Annotated in this window: 21 protein-coding genes and 1 rRNA gene; 9 read left to right on the forward strand and 13 right to left on the reverse strand. The window is 67.6% G+C overall.

What is annotated here, in order from left to right:
* The first annotated feature begins 55 nt into the window (after positions 1-55).
* Entirely contained in the window at positions 56-1,024 is a 969-nt protein-coding gene (locus ACWGE0_RS24050) for a quinone oxidoreductase family protein (RefSeq protein ID WP_452263141.1), read from the forward strand.
* A gap of 108 nt (positions 1,025-1,132) precedes the next feature.
* Positions 1,133-2,551 (forward strand): amino acid permease, encoded by a 1,419-nt coding sequence (locus tag ACWGE0_RS24055; protein ID WP_452263142.1) that lies wholly within the window; start codon positions 1,133-1,135, stop codon positions 2,549-2,551.
* Here the strand turns inward: ACWGE0_RS24055 and ACWGE0_RS24060 are convergent.
* The 3 genes from ACWGE0_RS24060 to ACWGE0_RS24070 are packed head-to-tail and all read right to left on the reverse strand — an operon-like array spanning position 2,526 to position 6,632.
* The gene (locus ACWGE0_RS24060) at positions 2,526-4,052 is read right to left on the reverse strand and encodes a DUF885 domain-containing protein (protein ID WP_452263143.1); all 1,527 of its coding nucleotides are present in this window, start codon (positions 4,050-4,052) and stop codon (positions 2,526-2,528) included. The genes ACWGE0_RS24055 and ACWGE0_RS24060 overlap by 26 nt on opposite strands.
* Entirely contained in the window at positions 4,052-5,575 is a 1,524-nt protein-coding gene (locus ACWGE0_RS24065; RefSeq protein WP_452263144.1) for a DUF885 domain-containing protein, read from the reverse strand. Before ACWGE0_RS24065 ends, ACWGE0_RS24060 begins: the two co-directional genes overlap by 1 nt.
* Before the next feature lie 10 nt (positions 5,576-5,585).
* Positions 5,586-6,632 carry a nitronate monooxygenase gene (locus ACWGE0_RS24070; RefSeq protein ID WP_452263145.1) on the reverse strand — a complete coding sequence of 349 codons (1,047 nt, stop codon included), beginning with the start codon at positions 6,630-6,632 and terminating at the stop codon, positions 5,586-5,588.
* A 137-nt stretch (positions 6,633-6,769) separates the two neighbouring features.
* Between ACWGE0_RS24070 and ACWGE0_RS24075 the strand changes: the two genes are divergently transcribed.
* On the forward strand, positions 6,770-7,549 hold the full coding sequence (locus tag ACWGE0_RS24075; RefSeq protein ID WP_452263146.1) for a hypothetical protein: 780 nt from the start codon (positions 6,770-6,772) through the stop codon (positions 7,547-7,549).
* A 92-nt stretch (positions 7,550-7,641) separates the two neighbouring features.
* Here the strand turns inward: ACWGE0_RS24075 and ACWGE0_RS24080 are convergent, their stop codons facing one another.
* The gene (locus tag ACWGE0_RS24080; RefSeq protein ID WP_452263147.1) at positions 7,642-9,105 is read right to left on the reverse strand and encodes a chitinase; all 1,464 of its coding nucleotides are present in this window, start codon (positions 9,103-9,105) and stop codon (positions 7,642-7,644) included.
* Between the two features lie 98 nt (positions 9,106-9,203).
* Here ACWGE0_RS24080 and ACWGE0_RS24085 point away from each other — a divergent pair, with 98 nt between their 5' ends.
* Together ACWGE0_RS24085 and ACWGE0_RS24090 are read left to right on the forward strand one after the other, a co-directional pair.
* Positions 9,204-9,635 carry an HD domain-containing protein gene (locus tag ACWGE0_RS24085; RefSeq protein ID WP_452263148.1) on the forward strand — a complete coding sequence of 144 codons (432 nt, stop codon included), beginning with the start codon at positions 9,204-9,206 and terminating at the stop codon, positions 9,633-9,635.
* Positions 9,636-9,708: 73 nt separating this feature from the next.
* Positions 9,709-9,933: a hypothetical protein gene (locus tag ACWGE0_RS24090; protein ID WP_452263149.1), complete on the forward strand. Its 225-nt coding sequence runs from the start codon at positions 9,709-9,711 to the stop codon at positions 9,931-9,933.
* A gap of 53 nt (positions 9,934-9,986) precedes the next feature.
* Here the strand turns inward: ACWGE0_RS24090 and ACWGE0_RS24095 are convergent, their stop codons facing one another.
* Together ACWGE0_RS24095 and ACWGE0_RS24100 are read right to left on the reverse strand one after the other, a co-directional pair.
* The gene (locus tag ACWGE0_RS24095; RefSeq protein ID WP_452263150.1) at positions 9,987-10,598 is read right to left on the reverse strand and encodes a class I SAM-dependent methyltransferase; all 612 of its coding nucleotides are present in this window, start codon (positions 10,596-10,598) and stop codon (positions 9,987-9,989) included.
* A gap of 37 nt (positions 10,599-10,635) precedes the next feature.
* Positions 10,636-11,097 (reverse strand): winged helix-turn-helix transcriptional regulator, encoded by a 462-nt coding sequence (locus ACWGE0_RS24100; protein ID WP_452263151.1) that lies wholly within the window; start codon positions 11,095-11,097, stop codon positions 10,636-10,638.
* Between the two features lie 91 nt (positions 11,098-11,188).
* Here ACWGE0_RS24100 and ACWGE0_RS24105 point away from each other — a divergent pair, with 91 nt between their 5' ends.
* A complete protein-coding gene (locus ACWGE0_RS24105; protein WP_452263152.1) occupies positions 11,189-11,779 on the forward strand; it encodes a dihydrofolate reductase family protein in 591 nt (196 codons plus the stop codon).
* Positions 11,776-12,138 carry a PPOX class F420-dependent oxidoreductase gene (locus tag ACWGE0_RS24110; protein ID WP_452263153.1) on the forward strand — a complete coding sequence of 121 codons (363 nt, stop codon included), beginning with the start codon at positions 11,776-11,778 and terminating at the stop codon, positions 12,136-12,138. The genes ACWGE0_RS24105 and ACWGE0_RS24110 overlap by 4 nt, the downstream gene beginning before the upstream one ends.
* A gap of 8 nt (positions 12,139-12,146) precedes the next feature.
* Here ACWGE0_RS24110 and ACWGE0_RS24115 read toward each other — a convergent pair whose 3' ends face one another.
* The 3 genes from ACWGE0_RS24115 to lepA are packed head-to-tail and all read right to left on the reverse strand — an operon-like array spanning position 12,147 to position 15,066.
* A complete protein-coding gene (locus ACWGE0_RS24115) occupies positions 12,147-12,332 on the reverse strand; it encodes a hypothetical protein (protein ID WP_452263154.1) in 186 nt (61 codons plus the stop codon).
* Positions 12,333-12,373: 41 nt separating this feature from the next.
* Positions 12,374-13,198, reverse strand: coding sequence for a DUF72 domain-containing protein (locus ACWGE0_RS24120; RefSeq protein ID WP_452263164.1), 825 nt, complete (start codon positions 13,196-13,198; stop codon positions 12,374-12,376).
* Between the two features lie 32 nt (positions 13,199-13,230).
* Entirely contained in the window at positions 13,231-15,066 is a 1,836-nt protein-coding gene (gene lepA, locus ACWGE0_RS24125) for a translation elongation factor 4 (RefSeq protein WP_452263155.1), read from the reverse strand.
* Positions 15,067-15,155: 89 nt separating this feature from the next.
* Here lepA and ACWGE0_RS24130 point away from each other — a divergent pair, with 89 nt between their 5' ends.
* The gene (locus ACWGE0_RS24130; RefSeq protein WP_452263165.1) at positions 15,156-15,578 is read left to right on the forward strand and encodes a type II toxin-antitoxin system PemK/MazF family toxin; all 423 of its coding nucleotides are present in this window, start codon (positions 15,156-15,158) and stop codon (positions 15,576-15,578) included.
* Positions 15,579-15,720: 142 nt separating this feature from the next.
* On the opposite strand, the gene ACWGE0_RS24135 is transcribed toward ACWGE0_RS24130, so the two are convergent.
* From ACWGE0_RS24135 to ACWGE0_RS24145, 3 genes are read right to left on the reverse strand one after another with little or no spacing between them, the layout of a single operon-like run.
* Positions 15,721-16,563, reverse strand: coding sequence for a transglutaminase family protein (locus ACWGE0_RS24135; protein ID WP_452263156.1), 843 nt, complete (start codon positions 16,561-16,563; stop codon positions 15,721-15,723).
* Positions 16,564-16,565: 2 nt separating this feature from the next.
* Positions 16,566-17,513: an alpha-E domain-containing protein gene (locus tag ACWGE0_RS24140; RefSeq protein WP_452263157.1), complete on the reverse strand. Its 948-nt coding sequence runs from the start codon at positions 17,511-17,513 to the stop codon at positions 16,566-16,568.
* 11 nt (positions 17,514-17,524) lie between these two features.
* Positions 17,525-19,153: a circularly permuted type 2 ATP-grasp protein gene (locus ACWGE0_RS24145; protein WP_452263158.1), complete on the reverse strand. Its 1,629-nt coding sequence runs from the start codon at positions 19,151-19,153 to the stop codon at positions 17,525-17,527.
* 98 nt (positions 19,154-19,251) lie between these two features.
* Here ACWGE0_RS24145 and ACWGE0_RS24150 point away from each other — a divergent pair, with 98 nt between their 5' ends.
* Complete coding sequence (locus tag ACWGE0_RS24150) at positions 19,252-21,480, forward strand: P-loop NTPase fold protein (RefSeq protein ID WP_452263159.1); 2,229 nt, start codon at positions 19,252-19,254, stop codon at positions 21,478-21,480.
* Positions 21,481-21,566: 86 nt separating this feature from the next.
* On the opposite strand, the gene rrf is transcribed toward ACWGE0_RS24150, so the two are convergent.
* Positions 21,567-21,664, reverse strand: a 5S ribosomal RNA gene (rrf, locus tag ACWGE0_RS24155); the annotation flags it as partial.

Raw genomic sequence — 21,664 nt, forward strand, 5'->3', positions numbered from 1 at the left:
CTCGTGACCGGTGTCACGGCATTTGGCCACGGCAAGGCTGGGTATGTTGCGAACCATGTTCGCCGTTTACGCAGCAGAACCCAGTCCCGAGAACCCGCTGGCCTCGCTTCGCGTCGGCGAGCGCCCCGACCCCGAGGTACCGGACGGGTGGGTGCGCGTCGCCGTCAAGGCGGCCAGCCTCAACATGCACGACCTGTGGACGTTGCGCGGGGTCGGCATCAAGGCCGAGCAGTTCCCGATGATCCTGGGCTGCGACGGCGCCGGCACCCTCGACGACGGCACCGAGGTGGTGCTGCACTCCGTCATCGGCGACCCGAACTGGTCCGGTGAGGAGACGCTCGACCCGAAGCGCACGCTGCTCACCGAGAAGCACCAGGGCACGTTCGCCGACTACGTGGTCGTGCCTGCCCGCAACGCGCTGCCCAAGCCCGCCGGGCTGTCGTTCGCCGAGGCCGCCTGCATGGGCACGGCGTGGCTGACCGCGTACCGGATGCTGTTCGTGAAGTCCGGCCTGCGCCCCGGCCAGACGATGCTGGTGCAGGGCGCGTCCGGTGGCGTGTCGACCGCGCTCATCCAGCTCGGCCGCGCCGCCGGTTTCCGCGTGTGGGTCACCGGCCGCACCGAGGAGAAGCGCGCACTCGCCACCTCCCTCGGCGCCCACGACGTGTTCGAGTCCGGCGCCCGGCTGCCCGAACGGGTCGACGCGGTGTTCGAGACCGTCGGTAAGGCCACCTGGTCGCACTCGATGAAGGCGCTCAAGCCCGGCGGCATCGTGGTGATCTCCGGCGCGACGTCCGGTGACGCGTCGGCGGCCGAGCTGCAGCGGCTGTTCTTCCTGCAGCTGCGCGTGGTCGGCTCGACCATGGGCACCCGCGAGGAGCTGGGCGACCTCATCCGGTTCTGCGCGCTCAACGACCTCAAGCCGCAGATCGGCGCCGAGCTGAAGTTCGAGGACGCCGAGCAGGGGCTCAAGGCGATGCTGGACGGCGAGACAGCCGGCAAGATCGTCTTCGCCAGGCCGTAAACAGCCCAAAGGGCCAAAAATCGGCTCTCTGATTGGTGGGTCCGGACAAACCGCGTGACAGTTGACGCGCATAGGTTCGCCCGGACCCACTCATCAAGGGAGCTAGGCATGACCACACAGGGCGTCTTCCGGCGCAAGCCCATCGACCAGATCGCCGAGGACAAGGGCGACGGGCTCACCAGAACGCTGGGCCTGTGGCAGCTGACCGCGATCGGCGTCGGCGGCATCATCGGCGCGGGCATCTTCTCGCTCGCCGGCGCCGTCGCGAACAAGACGGCCGGCCCCGCCGTGCTGGTCTCGTTCCTCATCGCCGGTATCGCGAGCGCGGCGGCGGCGTTCTCCTACGCCGAGTTCGCCGGCCTGATCCCCAAGGCCGGCAGCGCCTACACCTACGGCTACGCGGTGCTCGGTGAGATCGTCGGCTGGTTCATCGGCTGGGACCTACTGCTCGAGTACACGGCGATCGTGGCGGTGGTCGCGATCGGCATCTCGGGCTACTTCACCGAACTGCTGAGCCTGCTCAACATCCATCTACCGCAATGGATGCTGGGCGCGCCCGGCACAGAAGGCGAAGGTGTCGCCGCGGGCTCGTACAAGGTGAACCTGTTCGCGGTGATCCTCTGCCTGCTGATCGCCTACGTGCTGAACCTGGGCATGAAGAACGCGGCGAGGTTCGAAACCACGTTGGTGTACCTCAAGGTCGCCGTGGTGCTGCTGGTGATCGGCGTCGGTGTCTTCCACATCGACACCGACAACTACAACCCGTTCTTCCCGTTCGGGCTGACGGGCGCTTTCGCCGGTGCCGCAACGGTCTTCTTCGCGGTGTTCGGCTACGACGCGATGAGCACGGCCGCCGAGGAGTCGAAGGACTCCCAGAAACACATGCCCAAGGCGATCATGTACTCGCTGGCGATCTCGATGGTCCTGTACGTGCTGGCCTGCCTCGTGCTGACCGGCATGGTCAACTACAAGGACGTCGACGCGGAGAGCGCGTTCGCCACGGCGTTCGCGGACATCGGCTTCCACTGGCTGGGCATCATCATCAGCGTCGGTGCGATCCTCGGCATCACCACCGTGCTGTTCACGTTCCTCATGGGCGCGGCCCGCGTCGGGTACTCGATGAGCCGTGACGGACTGCTGCCCAAGTGGTTCGCGAAGGCGCACCCGGTGAAGCACGTGCCGACGCGCATCACCTGGGTGCTGGGCATCGCCTCCGCGATCATCGCCGGGTTCCTGCCGATCGCCGAGGCCGCGGAGCTCACCAACATCGGCATCCTGCTGGCGTTCGTCGTGGTCTGCATCGCCGTGATCGTGTTGCGCTACAAGCAGCCCGACCTGCCGCGCACGTTCAGGACGCCGGGCATGCCGGTCGTCCCGATCATCGGCGTGATCTTCTCGATCTGGCTGATCACGTTCCTCACGCCGGAGACCTGGCTGCGGTTCGCGATCTGGTTCGTGATCGGCATGGTCATCTACTTCGCCTACTCGAAGCGCAACTCCGTCATGGAGCAGCAGTCCAAGCTGTGACCTGCTGATCGAGCACGGACAGCGGAACCGGTCCGAGCCCGATCACCAGGTCGTGGAACGCCCTGACGTCGAAGCGGTCGCCCAGCCGGGCGGCCGCTTCGGCACGTACGCGCTGGATTTCCAGGCGTCCCACCATGTACGCCAACGCCTGCCCCGGCGTCTCGATGTACCTGTCGATCTCGGAGTTGATCTCCGGCTCGGTCATGACGGTGTTCTCCCGCAGGTAGTCCACGGCCCTCTGCCGCGACCAGCCGAACGCGTGCAGGCCGGTGTCGACGACCAACCGGCCGGCGCGCATCGCGTCGAGGCTCAGCATGCCGAAGCGTTGCTCGTCCGACGAGTACAAGCCCATCTCGTCGGCCAGACGTTCGGTGTAGAGGCCCCAGCCCTCCAGGTAGGCCTCGATGAACGCGAACCGGCGCATGTTGGGCATGTCCGTCTCGGCGGCGACGGTCAGCTGGTAGTGGTGGCCCGGCACGGCCTCGTGGAACGCCGTGACCTCGGACAGCGTACGGCTGCGTTCGGTGGCGCCCAACGGGTTCAGCCAGTAGGTGCCGGGACGGCTGCGGTCCAGCGGGGCGGGCTGGTAGAACGCGATCGCGGCCGTCTGCCGTTCCGCCTCGTCGACGGTGAGCACCTGGCATCCGACCTGCGGCATGCGGCCGAACCAGTTCGGTGCCTCGGCCTCGGCCCTCTTGATCGCCTCGACCGCGTGCGCCACCATCTCGTCCTCGTTGGCCCACAACAGTTCCGTGCGCAGCCGGTGGAAGATCTCCGGCACGTCGGTGGTGCCCCACACCCGTGAGCCGATCTCCGCGTACTCCTCGCGCAGCCCGGCGATCAGGTCCAGGCCGAGCTGGTGCAGTTCGGCCGGGGTGTACGAAGTGGTCGTGTAGTTGCGGACGAGCTTCGTGTAGTTCGCTTCACCCTCGGGCAACCAGCAGATGCCCGCCTGGTCGTCGGGGCGGCCGTCGGTCGACGCCAGCACGTCGCGGTACCCGGCGACGGCGGTGCGGATCTCGGCGGAGAAGTCGCCCTCCCACTCCTGCGCGGGCGCTGCGAGGAACCTGTCCAGCCGCGCCGTGGCGGTCTGCACGTGCCGGCGCATCGGCCTGCGGTCGGACTCGCGGACGCGGTCGGCGGCCTGCCCGACGTACCGCGCGATCTTGTCGCGCCGCTGCGACACGTCCAGTTGTGACGCGACCATGAGCAGGCCGGTCACCGGCGCGCTCAGCCCGGTCGCGACGGTGTGCTCGACCAGCCTGGCGTCGATCCGCGCCGCGATGGACTCGCCCTGGTGCTTGATCACCGCGATGGTGACGGGGTCCTCGTCGCTGGTCTCGGCCCGGCGCAGGATGTCGCCGATCCGGGCCCGCAGCGCCTGTTCGCCCTCCACGCTCAGGTCCTCGAGCTTGTCGTCCCAGCCCTCCAGCCCGTACATCGTGGGCATGAACGGCGACCAGTCCATGGACGCCTGGAACATCTCATCCGCGAGCGACATCAGGCCCTCTCCGACCACGTGGTGACAAGTTCTCCGAGCGTGGACAACGGCACCGCGCCGTTCTCCAGCACCAGGTCGTGGAACGCCTTGACGTCGAACCGCGAGCCCATCTTCGTCTCGGCCTCCGCCCGCACGCGCTGGATCTCCAGGCGCCCCACCATGTACGCGAGCGCCTGACCGGGCGTCTCGATGTACCTGTCGATCTCGGAGTTGATCTCCGGCTCGGTCATGACGGTGTTCTCGCGCAGGTAGTCGACGGCCTGCTGACGCGACCAGCCGAGCGCGTGCAGGCCCGTGTCGACCACCAGCCGTCCGGCGCGCATCGCGTCCAGCCCGAGCATGCCCAGCCGTGCCTCGTCCGACGAGTACAGGCCCATCTCGTCGGCCAGCCGTTCGGTGTAGAGGCCCCAGCCTTCGAGGTAGGCCTCGATGAACGCGAACTTGCGCAGGTTCGACAGGTCGGTCTCGGCGGCGACGGTCAGCTGCAGGTGGTGGCCGGGCACGGCCTCGTGGAACGCCACCACCTCGGACAGCGTGCGGCTGCGTTCGGTGGCGCCCAACGGGTTCAGCCAGTAGACGCCGGGACGGGAGCCGTCGAGCGCGGCGTCCATGTAGTAGGCGAGCGGGGCGGTCTCCCGGTCGTTCTCCGCCACCAGACGCACCTCGCAGCGCGCCTCCGGCAGGCGGCCGAACCACTTCGGCGCCTCCCGCTCGGCCCGCCCGACGGCCTCCACCGCGCTGGTGAGCATGTCGTTCTCGTTGGCCCACAACAGTTCCGTGCGCAACCGCCGGAAGATCTCCGGCACGTCGGAAGTCCCCCACACCCGCGAGCCGATCTCCGCGTACTCCTCGCGCAGCCCGGCGATCAGGTCCAGGCCCAGCCTGTGCAGTTCGGCCGGGGTGTACGCGCTGGTCGTGTAGTTGCGGACCAGCTTCGCGTAGTTCGTCTCGCCCTCGGGCAGCCAGCACAGTCCGGCCTGCTCGTCGACGCGGCCCGGCAGGTCCAGCAGCACCTCTCGGAACCGGGCGAACGCCGGTCGCAGGTCCGCGTCGCCCTCCCACTCCTGCTTCGGGGAGGCGAGGAAGCGCTCGACGTGGGCGGCACCGCTCTCGGCGTGCCGGCGCAACGGCCTGCGGTCGGTGTTCTGCAACCGTTCCGCCGCCTGCTCCAGGAACCGCGGCACCAGGTGCCGCCGCTGCGAGAAGTCCACCTGCGGGGCCATCTCCAGCAGGCTCCGCACCGGTGCGCCCAGGCCGGGCGAGACCGTGTGCTCGACCAGCCTGGCGTCGATCTCCGTGATGATCGACTCGGCCTGATGCCTGATCACGGCACGCGCGACCGGGTCCTCGTCGCTGTCGTCGACGCGCCCCAGGACGTCCGCGAGCCTCGCGCGCAGGGCCTGGTGTCCGTCGACGCTGTGGTCTTCGAGCCGGTCGTCCCAGCCGGGCACACCGACGAGCGAGGCGAACAGCGGGTTCCAGTCCATCATCACCTGGAACGTCTCATCCGAGAGCGAGGTCACGCTCTCCTTCTTAGCCGCGCTTGAAGCGCTCCGCCAAGGTGTTGACCACTTCCGTGACCTCGTCGTGGAGCCTTCGCACGATGTCGGCGGCAGGTTCGGCCGTCGCGAGCGGGTAGGTGGTGCCCGCCCACAGCGACATGACCTCCGGCTCACCGGTCGCGCGCACCGGCTTCGTGAGGTGGTGCACGTTCGGGTAGGCGGCCGGCGCGTGCGCGCTGTGCTCGATCAGGAACCGGTTCACCAGCCCACGGGCGGGCCGTCCGGTGAACGCCCGCGTGAGCGCCGTCCTGCGGCCCCCTTCCGCGAGCGCTTCCCGGTGCGCCGCAGAGGTTCCGGCCTCCGGGCAGCCGAGGAACGCGGTGCCGAGCTGGGCCGCGACCGCACCCGCGGCCAGCACCGCGGCGACGTCGGCGCCGTTGATGAGGCCGCCGGTCGCGATCACCGGCAGGTCGACGGTGCCCAGCACGAGCCGGATCGCGGCGAGGGTGCCGTACAGCTCGCCACCGCCGGGCGAGATGCCGTCGTCGGTGAACGTGCCGCGATGGGCGCCGGCGTCCGCACCCTGCACGCACAGCACGTCCGCACCGATCTGCTGGGCCTGCCGCGCCTCGCTCGGCGTGGTGACCGTCACGACGATCGTGGTGCCGGTCGCCTTGAGCCGCTGCACGTCGTCCGCGTCGGGCAGCCCGAACGTGAACGACACCACCGGAACCCGCAGCGCCAGCACCAGTTCGAGCTTCGCCGCGTAGTTGTCGTCGTCCCAGCGCGGGTCACCCGGCACCGCGCCGATCTTCGCCGCGCAGGCCTTCACCCGTTCCACGTAGGACGAGATGTCCGCCGTGGAACGCGTCCCCGGCACGAACAGGTTGACCCCGAACGGCTTGCTGGTGAGCTGGCTCGTCTGGGTGATCTTCTCCGCGAGCTGCTCGACGGTGATGTAGCCCGCTGCCAGGAACCCGAACCCGCCCGCGTCGCTCACCGCGGCGACCAGTTCTGGGGTGGAGGCGCCGCCTGCCATGGGCGCGGCGATCACGGGCACGGCCAGCGTGTGGAACATGAGCACAACCTAGTTGGACCGGCCGGTGGATGCCCGGTGAAGCGGCTGTGTCCTTGATGACGCAACGGCATTCGGGCGAATTCAGCGTGAACAGCTCCGTTCACCTCGCGTCCACGCTGATAGGCAAAGGTGTGCGGGTGAAGCGTCGCGTGTACGTCGTGGTTCTCGCCGGACTGCGCCCCGAAGAGGTCAGCGAGGCCCTGACCCCCAACCTCCTGGCTCTGCGAAACGATGGCACGTACTTCCCGCAGGCGCGGTCGGCGCCGGCCGTGGAGACGATCCCCGATCCCGCCTCGATGCTGGCCCCTGTCCTGGACCGCCTGCCGGAACAGGGTTTCCGCACGTGTTCGGTGCTGCCGGACACCAAGCACCCGGCGGACGCGTTCACCTCGCACGCGCTGCACACCATGATCGAGGAGACCGACCCCGACCTCGTGTTCGTGGCCTTCGGCGACGGCGACCCGCCCCTGGGCATGATCCGTTCGCTGGCCGTGCGCACCTCCGACGAACAGGTCGGCAAGCTGGTCCGGCACCTCAAGGCGACCGGCCGCTGGGACCGGTCCGTGCTGGTGGTCGTCGCCGGCGGGTCGTCACCGTCGACCGGTGCGTCGTTGCAACGCCACATCGACGCGGATTCGTTGCTGAGGGGCAAAGTCGTGGTGGCGAGCAACCAGCTCCACTGGACCGGCTCGGCATCCGACCGCGCGGTGGCGTGGAGGCACCTGGAGTCCGTGGTCAGCAGGGTGTGCCGTCCCGCGACGGCACCGGTACCGCTGCTCGTCGCGGGAGGCGATCCCGTGGCAGGGCGCGGAGTTTCCGCCGCGCCCGTGTCCACTGTGGATGTGGCCCCGACGGTGGGGAGGCTGTTCGGCCTCCCCGAACCGCCGGGTGGTTACGCCGGCCGGGCCATCATCTGATGCGGGACGTCGGTGACGCTGTCGACAGGGGAGAAGATCACCAACCCGTCACACGAACAGAGGGATCGCCAGCGGCCGGCCGGACTGCCCGACTAGGGCAGGGAGTCCAGATGAGGGGCGACGGTGTTGGCGAACTGCCAGTTGTTCGAGGCGTCCCAGTTGATCGACCACGTCATGGCGCCCCGGATGGACGGCCAGGTCGTGCTCGGCTTGAACGTCCCGCAGTTGGTGCCGCGGGCGAGGCAGCTGAGCGCGTTGTTGACGTTGGACGGCGACTGGTAGCCACCACCGGCACCTGACGGTGACGCGGGCAGGCCGAGACCGACCTGGTCGGGCCGCAGGCCGCTCTGCAGCTGGATGCACGCGAGGGCGGTCAGGAAGTTGACCGTGCCCTGGCTGTAGACCTGCTGGTCGCAGCCGAGCATCGAGCCGGAGTTGTAGTACTGCATGTTGACGATGGTCAGGATGTCCTTCACGGCCAGCGCCAGCTTGAAGTACTCGGAACCGGTGTTCTGCATGTCGATCGTCTGCGGCGCCATGGTGATGACGGTGCCGCCGCCGGCGTGGATGCTGCGCAACGCCTGGCCCATGTAGGTGGCGTTGACGCCGTTCTCCAGGTCGATGTCGACGCCGTTGAAGCCGTAGTTGGAGATCAGCGACCGGACGCTGTTGGCGAAGTTGGTCGCCGCCGTGGAGTTGCCGACGCTGATGGTGCCCTTCTCACCGCCGACGGAGATGATCACCTTCTGGCCGCGGTTCTGCAGGGTCCGGACGTCGGCCTTGAACTGCGCGTCGGTGTAGCCGCCGAGCTGGCTGCTCAGTCCGGGGTCGAGGTTGAACGCGACCTGTCCCTGCACGGCCGTCGCGTCGGCGAACGAGACCGCGACGATGTCGTAGGTGGTGGGCACGTCCGACAGCCTGAGTGCGCGCGCACCGTTGTAGAAGTTCTGCCAGTAGCCCGTCAGGACGTGCTTGGGCAGACCGGTGTTCGGCGGGTTGCTGGTCGTGGTGGTGGTCGTGGTTGTCGTCGTGGTGGTGGAGGTCGTCGTGCTCGTGGTCGTCGGCGGCGTGCCGGGGCCGTCGAGGTTGACGTCGTCCGCGAAGTACGCGGGCTGGCCGTACCACCCGTGCAGGTAGATCGTCACGCTCGTGGCGCTACCGCTGTTGAAGTCGACCGTGAGCTGCGTGAAGCTGCTCGCGCCCGGCGTCCACGTGCTCTTCTCCACGCCGCCGGTGACACCGAGGTAGACGTAGCTGCCCTGCACCCAGGCGGACAGCTTGTAGGCCGTGTTCGGTTGCACCGTCACGGTTTGCTGGCAACGCGCGTTGCTCTGCCCGGCAGGCGCACCCTGCAGCGCGTAGCTCCCGGTGCGCTTGGTGCTCGTGGTGGCGCTGGTGCCCTCGGTGCAGGTCCAGCCGCTCAGGCTGCCGGCCTCGAAGCCGCTGTTGGCCGCGAGGTTGGCGGCCACGGCGCTGCCGTTGATCACCAACACCAGACCGGCGCAGGCGAACAGCGCGGACAGCAGCGCTATAGCTGCTCGTCTGGTCTTGGACATGGTCCACCTCCACACATCATGCGGCGGCCATGTTGTGAGTGGACTAAAAATGGACTAGACCACTGCCCCAGGTCAAGACCTGGTTTAGCTTGATGCGCGTGTTCACCCTCGAAGACGCCATCGCGCTCGCCACCTCCGCCCACGACGGCCAGTTCGACAAGTCGGGCCGGCCGTACATCGGACATCCGTTGCGGGTCATGACATCCGTGACAGGTGAACACGCGCAGATGGCCGCCGTCCTGCACGACGTCATCGAGGACACCCCGATAACCGCCGACGACCTCACGGCCCGTGGGTGCCCAACGGCCGTTGTCGACGCGGTCGTCGCTCTGTCACACCTGCCGGACGAGCCCCAGGACGTCTACTTGCGGCGCGTCGCCGCGAACCCGTTGGCACTCTCCGTGAAGCGCGCCGACATCGCCGACAACCTCTCACCGGCCCGCATGGCCCGCCTCGACGCCGCAACGCGGGAGCGTCTGCAGGCCAAGTACGCGAACGCCCTGAGGTTGCTCGCGGAGTTCGTGAGCTAACTAACCTCTTCATCGGTACAGATCGCTTGAGCTGGGTGTATTATCGAATCGTAACCAAGATTGGAAGGACACGATGACCCGCCACGACCTGTCCGTGAAGTCCCTGCGTTCGAGCCTGGCCACCCGCCGTGCGGCTCGGATCTCACGCCGGAGCCTGGAACGGCAGTTGGCCAGCTACACCACCGAGAGCGACCGGCTCGAGCTGGACGCCATCCTCTCCCGCCACACCGGCGAGGAGGCGAACGAACTCCGTTCGATCATCAACCGCCAGGCGATGGACCGCTTGATCCGCGCCTGACGAACAACACCTGGGCCACCCCGGCAACGTTGCCGCGGGTGGCCTTCGCGTTTCTAGAAGAGGCGCTTGACTGTCAGGACGTTGTCCTTGCGCGTCTCCTCCTGCCCGTCCGGCCCCACCAGCGGCCGCTCGACGATCTCGTCGGTGACGACGATCCAGTTGTCCGTCAGCTTGAGGTGGTCGAGCACGTCCTTGGTCGTCGGGAAGTAGTAGTCCTGGTGCTCGGACCACGACGGCGCCCCGGCGTGCCCGCCGATGATCAGGTACCCGCCCGGCGCCACGGCCCGCGAAGCGCTCTTCAGGATGCTGTTGCGCTCCCCGTCCTCTTCCACGGGTGAGTGCAGGAACTGGGCGCTGACGAGGTCGTACTCCCCCTCGGGGAACGTGGCCTTGAGGTCGTGCCGCTCCACCGAGATCTCCACGCCGGCGTCGAACGCGTGCTGGAGCGCCCGGTCGAGCGCGACCTGCGACACGTCGACACCGAGCACGCGCCAGCCGCGCTTGGCCAGCCAGACGGCGTCGCCACCCTCGGCGCACCCGATGTCCAGCGCGCTGCCGGGCGTGAGGCGCTCGGCCTCCCGCACCAGCAACGGGTTCGGCCTGCCGGACCAGACCTGGTCCCGCTCCGAGTAGAAGGTCTCCCAGAACTCCTGTGCGGTCGTCATGACTCAAAGATGCGACGGACCGTGCGGAATCGGCAAACTACGTTGCTGATTCAGCAACGCCGGGACCGGCCAGCAGATCGACGTCACCCGCCCGCATCGGCTCCCCGCAGTGGTCGCACCGCAGCTCGACATCGCTGATCTCGCCACAAGCGTGGTGCCGGTACAGCACCGGCGGCCCCGCCTCGCCCGCGAGCCACCTGTCGCCCCAGCCCTTCATGACCATCAGCAGGTCGACCAGCTCGGTGCCCTTCCGCGTCAGCACGTACTCGAAGCGCGGCCGCCGGTCGTACGGGCGGCGCTCCAGGACCCCCTGCTCGACCAGGTGGTTCAGCCGCTCGGTCAGCACCTTGCGCGAGATTCCGAGATCCGCCTGGAGCTGCTCGAACCGCGTCATCCCGACCCACACGTCCCGCAGGATCAGCGGCGACCAGGGCTCCCCGATCACGTCGAGCGTGCGCGCGATCGAGCACGCCATCCCACTGAAGCTCGTGCGTTGCATACGGCCACTTTAGCAACCGGGGTTCCCTTAAGGAACTGAGCCCTGCTACGGTCTTGGAGTCTCCTGAAGGAACTCGAAAGGAACCTCTCCGATGAGCAAGGTCTTCAGCGCCCACTCGGTGTCGGTGGACGGGTACATCACCGGCCGCGACCCCCGGCCAGGACACGGACTCGGCGACGGCGGGATGCTCTTCGACTGGTACTTCGACGGCGACACCCCGAGCCAGGTGTTCGGCGGGTTCAAGCTGAGCGAGGCCAGCGCCCCGTTCTTCGACACCCTCGCCGGCCGGTCCGGCGCCATCGTGGCCGGCCACAACACCTACGAGGACTCCGACAGGTTCGGCGGCGGCAGCCCGCACCCCGACGCCAAGCTCGTCCTGCTCAGCCACCACCAGGTGGAGGTCAGCGAACAGCAGACCCTCGTGACCACCGGCATCGAGGACGCGATCGCCACCGCGCGGGAGATCGCGGGCGGCAAGGACGTCGGCCTGATGGGCGGCGGAGTGCTGACCGCGGCGCTCGAGGCGGGCCTGGTCGACGAGTTCGTGCTGCACCAGGTGCCGATCCTGCTCGGCGGCGGCCGCCCGTTCTTCCAGGAGCTCCCGGACCACGTGCACCTCAACCTCGTCGAGGCCATCCCCGCGCCCGGCGTGACGCACCTCCGTTACGAGGTGCAGCGATGAACCCGGACGTGCGCGAGGTGCTCGACGGCACCCCGATCGCCCACCTCGCGACCGTGCTGCCCGACGGCTCGCCGCACTCCGTGCCGCTGTGGATCGGCACGCACGGCGACCACGTCGTGATCCTCACCGGGCCGGGCTCGCAGAAGGCGCGCAACCTGCGCCGCGACCCGCGGGTGGCGATCTCGCTGACGCCGCCGGACAACCCGTTCCAGCCGATCACCATCCGCGGCCGCGTCGTCGAGTGGGTCGAGGGCGAGCCGGCGTGGGAGATCGTGGACCGGATCGCTCAGAAGTACATCGGCCGGCCGTACTCGCGTGACGAAGAACGGGTCGTGGCGCTGATCGAGCCGGGCGCATGACGGCACGCTCACTCCGGTGGCAACAGCACCAACGCCAGGCAGATGGCCCGGCCGAAAACCTCTCCCGGCGCCACCTCCCGGCGGTCCAGGCACACACTGCGGCCTCGGCTGTCGAAAGCGGTCACGAGTGCGTCGAGCAGCTGGCTGATGAAAATGCCCGTCGAGCCCGTCGTCCCGATCAGCGGCGTCTCCACCTCCAAAACCCTACGACACCGCACAGCCCGTGTGCGTTCGCTCAGAACAGAGTCGCGGGCTCAACCGGCTCAGGCTCGGGCAGTGCGTCGAGGCCGGGCACGAGCGTCCGCACCTCGTCGTGGAACCGGCGCGCGAGCGCGGGCGCGTCGTCGTTGTCGGGGGTGTGCAGGAACACCGTCGGCGACCGGCCCTCCCGCAACCAGTCGGCGACCACCTCGGCCCACGACCGCCACCCCTCGACTGTGTCGTCGACCGAGTCCCGGCCCAGGTAGCGGACGACCGGCTGGTCGGTCAGCGCCCGCGTCCGCCGCGGCAACCGCGGTTTCCTGTCCCAGGCCTCACGCTCGGCCTCGCTGGTCGGCGGGCTCTGGAAGAAGACAGTGGTGTCGAACGGCACCCACTCGGCATCCGCGTCGGCGAGCGCCCCCTCCAGCACAGACGTCGCGCCGGCGTCGGTGAAGAACACGGGGTGACGCACCTCCACGGCACGCCGGAGGACGACGGGCAGCCTGCGCAGGAAGCGGCTCAGGGCGTCGACGTCCGAGGGGCCGAACGAGCCGGGCAGCTGGGTCCACAGGACCGCACGTTCGCCAAGAGGTTCGATCGCGTCCAGGAACGCCCGCATCTGAACCTCGACGCCGCCCAACCGGCGCTCGTGCGTGACGGCCTTGGGCAGCTTGACCACGAACCGGAAGCCGGGATCGGTCTGCCGCGCCCAGGTCTCGACGGTCTTCCGGGCGGGCGTCGCGTAGAACGTGGTGTTGCCCTCGACGGCGTTGCACCAGCCGGCGTAGGCCCGCAGTCGCTCTCCGGCAGGAAGCGACTGCGGCAGGAACCGCCCGAGCCACGCTTTGTGGTTCCACATCGCGCAGCCGACATGAAGACGTGCCACTGCGCCTACTTCTTGCCCTTCGGCTCATCGGTCGACAGCGCGGCGACGAAGGCCTCCTGCGGCACCTCCACCCGCCCCACCATCTTCATCCGCTTCTTGCCTTCCTTCTGCTTCTCGAGCAGCTTGCGCTTACGGGTGATGTCACCGCCGTAGCACTTGGCGAGAACGTCCTTGCGGATCGCGCGGATCGTCTCGCGGGCGATCACGCGAGCACCGATCGCCGCCTGGATCGGCACCTCGAACTGCTGCCTGGGGATGAGCTCACGCAGACGGGTCGCCATGCGCGTGCCGTACGCGTAGGCGTAGTCCTTGTGCACGATCGCGCTGAACGCGTCGACCGTCTCGCCCTGCAGCAGGATGTCGACCTTGACGAGCTCCGCGTCCTGCTCGCCGGACTCTTCGTAGTCCAGCGACGCGTAGCCGCGGGTGCGGGACTTCAGCGAGTCGAAGAAGTCGAAGATGATCTCGCCGAGCGGCATCGTGTAGCGCAGCTCGACGCGGTCCTCCGACAGGTAGTCCATGCCGCCGAGCTGGCCGCGCTTGGACTGGCAGAGCTCCATGATCGCGCCGATGTAGTCGGACGGGGCGATGATGGTGCACTTGGTGATCGGCTCGTAGACCTCGGCGCGCTTGCCCTCCGGCCAGTCGGACGGGTTCGTCACCACGTGCTCGGTGCCGTCCTCCATCACGACGCGGTACACGACGTTCGGTGCGGTGGAGATCAGGTCGAGACCGTACTCGCGCTCCAGGCGGTCGCGGGTGATCTCCAGGTGCAGCAGGCCGAGGAAGCCGCAGCGGAAGCCGAAGCCCAGCGCCGCGGAGGTCTCCGGCTCGTAGGTGAGCGCGGCGTCGTTGAGCTGGAGCTTGTCCAGCGCCTCGCGCAGCTCCGGGTAGTCCGAGCCGTCGACCGGGTACAGGCCGGAGTAGACCATCGGACGTGGCTCGCGGTAGCCGGCCAGCGGCTCCGTGGCGCCCTTGCGCTCCGACGTGACGGTGTCGCCGACCTTGGACTGGCGCACGTCCTTCACGCCGGTGATCAGGTAGCCCACCTCGCCGACGCCGAGGCCCTGCGACGGCTTGGGCTCCGGGGAGACGATGCCGACCTCGAGGATCTCGTGGGTGGCACCCGTCGACATCATCTTGATGCGCTCGCGCGGCGTGATCTTGCCGTCGACGACCCTGATGTAGGTGACGACGCCGCGGTAGGTGTCGTAGACCGAGTCGAAGATCATCGCGCGGGCCGGGGCGTCCGAGGCGCCGACCGGGGCGGGAACCTTCCGCACGACCTCGTCCAGCAGCGCCTCGACGCCGAAACCGGTCTTCGCCGAGACGCGCAGCACCTCTTCCGGCTCGCAGCCGACGATGTGCGAGATCTCCTTGGCGTACTTGTCCGGGTCCGCGGCGGGCAGGTCGATCTTGTTCAGCACCGGGATGATGGTGAGGTCGTTCTCCATCGCCAGGTACAGGTTCGCGAGCGTCTGCGCCTCGATGCCCTGCGCGGCGTCGACCAGCAGCACGGCGCCCTCACAGGCCTCCAGTGCGCGGGACACCTCGTAGGTGAAGTCGACGTGACCAGGCGTGTCGATCATGTGCAGGACGACGTCCTGCCCGTCGAGCTGCCACGGCAGGCGCACGTTCTGCGCCTTGATGGTGATGCCGCGCTCGCGCTCGATGTCCATGCGGTCGAGGTACTGAGCCCGCATCGCCCGCGCGTCGACCACGCCGGTGAGCTGCAGCATCCGGTCGGCCAGGGTGGACTTGCCATGGTCGATGTGCGCGATGATGCAGAAGTTCCGGATGAGCTCCGGCGGCGTGAAGGTCGTGTCGGCGAACGAGGTCAAGGCAGTCCTCAGCAAAAAATCGGACGGGTGTCCCCTTATGGTCCCATAGTGGCCGGAGTGCTCTGCACCACTAGGGTGCGTCCGTGCTGATGAACGGTGAAGACCCCCGCCCCGCGAAGGGCGCGGTCCGCGAAATCCACGACGCCGCCAACGCCGCGAAACTCGAGTACGAGCCCTCGATGGACGGCGACGCCGACCCCGGCGAGGTCGTCTGGGCCTGGGTGCCCTTCGAAGAGGACGCGAACCGCGGCAAGGACCGCCCACTGCTGGTCGTGGGCCGTGCCAAGGGCGAACTGGTCGCGCTGATGCTCTCCTCGAAGGAGCCGCGCGACGACTTCATGGAACTGGGCGCCGGCGCCTGGGACCGCGAGGCCCGCCCCTCCTATCTCCGCCTCGACCGCGTCTTCGCGCTCGACTCGGACGACGACATCCGGCGTGAGGGCGCCGTGCTGGCACCCGCCGCCTTCGGCCAGGTCGTGGACGTCCTGCGCGACCGTCACGGCTGGCGCTGAACGAACGCGGGCTCGCTCCAGGGCGAGCCCGCCCGTCTAGTGGTGCGACCCGGAACGTTGGCGAGGTAATCCACGCTCAGCAGGGCACCTCGCGGCACCCGTCTGACCGCGCATTCCCCCGGCAACGTTCCGCGCCACACCACTAGGCAAGTCGCGTGATGTCCACGGTGACTTCCAGCGCCGTTGCGGCCCCTCCGGAATAGATGCCCTTCAACGGCGCAACGTCCGCATAGTCACGCCCAAGTGCCACCCACACGTGCCGTGGCCCGACCGGCATCGCGTTCGTGGGGTCGTACCCCCACCACCCGCCGGTCCACGCCTCAATCCACGCGTGCGACTCGCCGCGAACCGTCTCTCGCAGCGCACCATCTTCTTTCGTGTGCAGGTAGCCGGACACATAGCGCGCCGGAATCCCCATACCGCGCAGCAGCACCAACGTCAGATGGGCGAAGTCCTGACACACGCCCTTGCGTTCCCGCCACGCGTCAACGGCCGAACTGTGCACACCGGTAGACCCCGGCTGGTACTTCAGCTGCTCCCACACCCACTGCGACGCGGCCAGCACCGCGTCCGACGGCGTCTGCCCCTTCTTCAACTCTCGTGCCACCGCGAGCAACTCACGGTTGCGCGGCGTGTACCGCGTGGGCTCCAAGAACTCCGTGTACCGGTCCACCAGGTTGTCCGCGCGCACGTCAGCCCACGAGCCGGTGGTGACGGGTTCGATCTCCGCACTCGTCTCGACCACCGACGACGCGACGACCTTCAGTTCCTTGTGCGGCGCGTGCAGGTCGAAGGACGTGACCTCGGTGCCCCAGTAGTCCGTGTAGCGATAAGCACGCGTAGCCGGTGTGGTTTCAACGCGCGAGACGACGACGTTCTGCCGCCTGTCCCCACGCGGAGTCAGCCGCGCCTCGTTGTACGACTGCACAACAGGTGCCTCGTACCGATAACCCGTCGTGTGCACGACACGCACTCGCCAGCTCATGGTCAGCCCACCTCGGTGTTCGTCCAGGCAACCCACGGAGACACGTGGAAGTACTGCTGCGACACGGCTTCACCGACATCACGGACCGTCTTCTGCAACGCCGCAAGCCGCTTCGGCAGGTCGTCCAGCAAGTCGTGCGGCTTGAGGAACTCCAACTCACTCCGCGCCTTGCCCAACAACCTCAGCGCCTCAGCCCGCGCCCCAACCCGCACCGACGGCTGGTTCTCCAACTGCTCCAGACAAGCCTCGGCCTGCCTGAGCGCATGAAACACCGAACGCGGAAACAGCCTGTCCAACAACAAGAACTGCACAACGCGCGACGCGTCCAACGCGCCCCTATAGGTCCGCAAGTACGTGTCATGCGCGCCGGCCGACCGCAACACCGTGACCCACCCAGGCGATGACGCACGGTCGCCAACGCGTGCCAACAACAACCGCACGATCATGTCCACACGCTCGACAGACCGCCCGAGCACCAAGTACCGCCACCCGTCGTCACGCGACATCGTGGAGTCGGCCAGCCCAGCGAACATCGCCGCACGTTCCTCAACGAACGAGAAGAACGCGTGCGGCCCCATCGTGCGCGCGTAGGTCTGCCGTTCGGCAACGGCGTTCCACATCGCGTTCAGGCACTCCCACATTTCGGTCGACACGACCTCGCGAGCACCACGCGTGTTCTCTCGCGCGCTGTTCACCGACGCCACGATTGAACTGGGGTTGTCCTTGTTGTAGGCCACCAGTTCGGTGAGCGACCACACGTCGAACTGATCCGCACCCTTCGGCGGCTTGATCCCGAGAACGGTCAGCAACTGCCGCGACGTGGCGTCCGGGTCCACGGTCGCGTCCTCCAGCAGCTGGTGGACCGAGACGTCGAGGATGCGCGCCGTGTCGTCCGCCCGCTCGACGTAGCGGCCGATCCAGTACAGCGACTCCGCATTGCGTGCCAGCACTTCGCGCCTCCCTACTGCTGCTGTTGCTGTTGCTGAGAAGTGGTCAGCTCGGGCCCCTGCTCGGCGGCCGTCGACTCCATCTTGGCCGCGCCGGCCAGCCCTGGTTCCGCGAGCTCACGCTCCACAGTGGACGACTTCGCCGCGAGCACCCAGGTGTCCTTGGAACCGCCGCCCTGCGACGAGTTCACGATGAGGCTGCCCTCCGGCAACGCCACTCGCGTGAGCCCGCCCGGCAGCACAAAGATGAAGTTGCCGTCGTTCACCGCGAACGGCCTCAGGTCAACGTGCCGCGGCGCCAGCTTGTCGCCGATCTTCGTGGGCACCGTCGACAGCTGCACCACGGGCTGCGCGATCCACCCGCGCGGGTTGTTCCGAATCCGCTTCCGCAACGAGTTCAACTCACGAACCGTCGCATCCGGCCCGAACACGATCCCGTACCCGCCAGATCCCTCGACCGGCTTCACCACGAGCTCGTCGAGGCAGTCCAGCACGTGCGCCCGCTCGTCCTGCAACCAGCACCGGAACGTGTCCACGTTGGGCAGCAACGGCTTCTCGCCAAGGTAGTACTGCACGATCTCCGGCATGTAGGTGTAAACGAGCTTGTCGTCCGCCACCCCGTTGCCCACAGCGTTGGCCACGACGACATTGCCCGCCCGAGCCGAGTTCAGCAGCCCGGCGATCCCCAGCACCGAGTCCGGCCGGAAGTGCACAGGATCCAGGAAGTCGTCGTCGATGCGCCGATAGATGACATCAACCTGGCGCTCCCCCTCAGTCGTGCGGAGGTACACAAAGTTGTCACGGCAGAACAGGTCCCGCCCCTCAACCAGCTCCACACCCATCTGCCGCGCCAACAGCGAGTGCTCGAAGTACGCACTGTTGGCCAACCCAGGCGTCAGCACAACAACGTTCGGATCCGCAGCGTTAGGCGCAGCCGCGTTCCGCAACGCACGTAGTAGGTGAACCGCATAGTCGCCCACGGCCCGCACGCGATGCCGCGCGAACAGGTCCGGGAACACCCGAGCCATCGTCCGCCGGTTCTCCATGACGTACGAGACGCCGGACGGGCACCGCAGATTGTCCTCGAGCACCCGGAACGTCCCCTGCTCGTCCCGCACCAGGTCCACACCCGACACGTGCAGGCGCACCCCGTTCGGCGGGTTGATGAGCGCGGCCTCGCGGTGGAAGTGCTCGCAGCTCGTAATGAGACGCCGCGGCAACACTCCATCCCGGACGATCTGAGCGTCCCCGTAGATGTCCGCGAGGAACATCTCCATCGCCCGGACCCGCTGAACGATGCCCTTTTCGAGCTTCGACCACTCACTCGCCGTGATGATTCGCGGAATCAGGTCGAGCGGAAACGGCCGTTCCTGCCCACTCAGCGAGAACGTGATCCCTTGGTCAACAAACGCCCGCCCCAACGCCTCGGAGCGCGCGTTCAGCTCGTTGACCTGCGACGGAGCCACCGACTCGTACAACGCGCGGTAAGCACTCCGCACCCCGTTGTCAGTGGAGAACATCTCGTCGTAAGCGCCGGCATGCGGGCGCTCGGGATTGAGATAGCCGTTGAACAGCTCACCGAGCCTCGGCGTGGTGACCGTGCGGCTGCGGCGCAGTCCTGAGGTGCGGGCTCGGCGTTCCATGGTCCACATCTTCACCCTGTTCAGGCCGATTTCGCACTAGTCCGACCGGACAGAAACCTGCCGGAAACGAAACTCGCCCCTTTCCCGACCTCCCAGGCGTGACCTCAGCCGACGTGCCAGGCGTGGAGCTCGAACGCACCATCGAGCTGAGCAGCCGCATCACCGGGCTCGCCGTCAACGACGACACTCCAGCGAACCCGCTGCTCATCGTGTACTTCGAGCAGCGGTCACCGGTGATCATCGTGGCGAACACAGGCGCGCATTTCGAGGACTACACAAATGGCCTCTACTTCGAAGGGAAGCCTCAAAGCACACAGCAGTCGCTGACCATGTCCGATCTCCTGGTCCAGGCTGAGAACACGGACATCGTGGTGACGTCCGCCTCGAGAGCCACCGCCCGACGACTGGCAGGGCACAGCAGTCGTATCACGACGTTGGGGCTGTACCTGAGCGGGACTGAACCGCTGTTGATGTCGGGGAGCGAGGGCGGTTCCCTCCGCATCTGGAACCCGCACACGGGCGAGTTGATTCGCCGGAGTCAGCCGTCACCGGTCTCGGCGCTGATCACTTTTCCGGGACCGGATGGACGTCCCCGCATCGCGTCCGGCGACAAGACGGGCAAGCTGCGCATCTGGAACCCGCACCTGCCCGCCGTCCTGCGCATCGGGCCCGTTGCCACGCGCGGGTTCAGCGACCGAGTAGCTGCCCATGATCTGCTCAACCGCGGCTCGTTGGTGCAGGCGCTCGTCCAACTGCTCAAGCCCGGCGAAGACGACAGCCCGACCGTGATCACGATCGAGGGTGCCTGGGGATCGGGCAAGAGCACGCTGCTCGACTTCGTGCGGGAAGAACTGGCGGTGACGCCTGATGAGCTTCCGATCGGACGGCGACTGACCGTGCTGGCCGCAGACCGGATGTTGTTCCAGCCTCCCCTGCGCGAGGAGTCCTCCTGGAAGAGGCCTGACAAGCCGTTGGTCGCCATGTTCAACCCGTGGCGACATCAGTCGAGCGAACAGGTGTGGGCAGGACTCGCGACCGCTGTGGCCGAGGCCGCCGAGCCGGCGATCATGCCCGACCAGAACTCCAAGGAGCGCTATTGGTTCGCGAAGAACGCCGCACGCGTTGACCGCAGGCATCTGCAACGCCAGCTGTGGAAGCGGATCTACTCACCGCTGTTGTCATTCGCGGGCTTCGGCTTCGGGCTATCGGCTCTGGGTGCGCTGACAAAGCTGAACATCACATGGGGGTGGTGGGTGACGGCAAGCTTGGCGGGGCTGGGTCTGCTGCACACCGCACGGCGGTACTTCTTCGGGCGAGCGTCGGCGTTCCTGCCGGGAGAGCTGTTCGCGGGCCCCGTCGCCAGCAACGCGTTCTCCGGCTCCAGCACCGACCCGTTGATCCGTGATCCCTACTACCACGCCAAGTCCGGCTATCTGTACCTCGTGCAGCATGACGTCAAGGTCTTGCTGGAAGACCTGGCGGACAAGGGATACCAGCTCGTGCTGCTGATCGACGACCTCGACCGGTGCACGCCGCGCACGACGGCTCAGGTGTTCGAGGCGATCAACGTGTTCCTGGCGGACGACTTTCCGGACTCGAGGTTCGTGCTGGGCCTCGACTCATCTGTCGTGGCATCGCACGTCGACCACGCCTACAAAGAACTTGCGGACGCAAAGGTGGTAGCACATCCCGACGATCCAAGTCCGGGATGGACGTTCCTGCGCAAGCTCGTCCAACTCCCGGTGCGGCTGCCGCCTACCAGTTCGGACGATGTCGACCGACTGCTGCTCTCCCAACTCGGGCCTGTGCACCAGGACGGCATGTCCGCTGTGGTGAAGAAGCTGGCGATTGACGACCTGACCACCACTGAGCTCGCCGATGTCCTTTGGCTTGCGGCCGCTGTCAAGCGGCAACCGGATGCGGCCGAGATCGAAGAGATCATCGTCTCCGTCGAACGGCACGCCGAGGTGCGCGAGCACCTCCGGCGCCGGCTCAGATCCCAGCCAGAGCAGTCGGTGCGGGAGGAGAAGCGACTGCTGAACGTATGGCAGTTCTACCTCCGGGTGCTTGGCTCGTCCGACGTCGAACAGGCATGCCAGCTGGTCGCCGTCGCCGAGATCTCTGTCAGATGGCCTGCCTATCTCCACCGGCTGCGCGGCGGGTGGCAGGAGCTGGCCGACGCGGTCGGCGATGACGTTCAGTGGGGCGCGACGATTGCGAAGCTCGGGTTCGCATACTCGGACCGGAAGGCGGTCGCGAACCTGCGGGCGTTGCTGCGCGACTGCGATGCGCAAGCGGTTGCGGGGCTTGCCGACCAGCTGTTCTAGAGGCGAACCTTCAGGACTGTCCGAGGTCGAACGTAAAAAAGCCCTGCGGGGAGCGCTTGTGGCGCTCAACCCGCAGGGCAAATTAAGTTCGGCGGCGACCTACTCTCCCACACCGTAACCAGTGCAGTACCATCGGCGCAGAAGGGCTTAACTACCGGGTTCGGAATGGGACCGGGTGTTTCCC

This window comes from Lentzea sp. NPDC054927, from assembly GCF_053610285.1.